This is a genomic window from Pseudomonas sp. JV245A (genome assembly GCF_032424515.1).
GTDB lineage: Bacteria > Pseudomonadota > Gammaproteobacteria > Pseudomonadales > Pseudomonadaceae > Aquipseudomonas > Aquipseudomonas protegens.
Window position 1 is genome coordinate 1 of sequence record NZ_VYKE01000444.1, and the last position, 883, is coordinate 883.

The following is an 883-nucleotide window of genomic DNA, read 5'->3' on the forward strand; positions in this document are numbered from 1 at the left end:
CATCAGCGTGGCCCAGGACTACACCCCGGTGCGTGAAAGCTTCCAGCGCATGCGCCAGATCGGCCTCGGGCTGGGGCTGGCCGGGCTGCTGCTGATCCTGCTGCTGCAACGCCTGACCGTGCGCCGCGCCCTGCGCCCGCTGGAAACCGCCCGCGAGCAGATCGCCCAGTTGCAACAGGGCCAGCGTTCGCAACTGGATGCCCAGGTGCCGGTGGAACTGGAGCCCCTGGTGGCGCAGATCAACCACTTGCTGGCCCATACCGAAGACAGCCTCAACCGTTCCCGCAATGCCCTGGGCAACCTGGGCCATGCCTTGAAGACCCCGCTGGCGGTGCTCCTGAGCCTGGCGTCGAGCCCCAGGCTCGACGGCCACCCCGAGGTGCGCAGGATGCTCCAGGAACAGTTGGAGCAGGTGCAGCAGCGCCTCAATCGCGAACTCAACCGCGCGCGGCTGGCGGGGGATGCGCTGCCCGGGGTGCTGTTCGAGTGCGATGCCGAGCTGCCGGGGCTCCTGGCGACCTTGAACATGATCCATGGCCAGCACCTGGAACTGAGCTACCAGGCGCCACCGGGGCTGCGCCTGCCCTGGGACCGGGAAGACCTGCTGGAGCTCTTGGGCAACCTGCTGGACAACGCCTGCAAATGGGCGGATGCCCAGGTGCGCCTGAGCGTGGAAGAGCGGCCGCAGGGCTTCTGCCTGGCGGTGGACGACGACGGTCCGGGCATTCCCGAAGCGCGGCGCGATGAGGTATTCGGCCGGGGCACGCGCCTGGATGAACAGACCCACGGCCACGGGCTGGGCCTGGGCATCGTGCGCGACATCGTCGACGCCTGCGGTGGAACCCTGAACCTGGGGGAAAGCGAGTGGGGCGGCTTGCGGGTA

At 68.9% G+C, this 883-nt stretch carries 1 protein-coding gene; it reads left to right on the top strand.

From position 1 onward, the window contains the following. The coding region (locus F6S12_RS32325; RefSeq protein ID WP_315869933.1) for a sensor histidine kinase at nt 1–883 on the top strand (883 nt) is incomplete at both ends.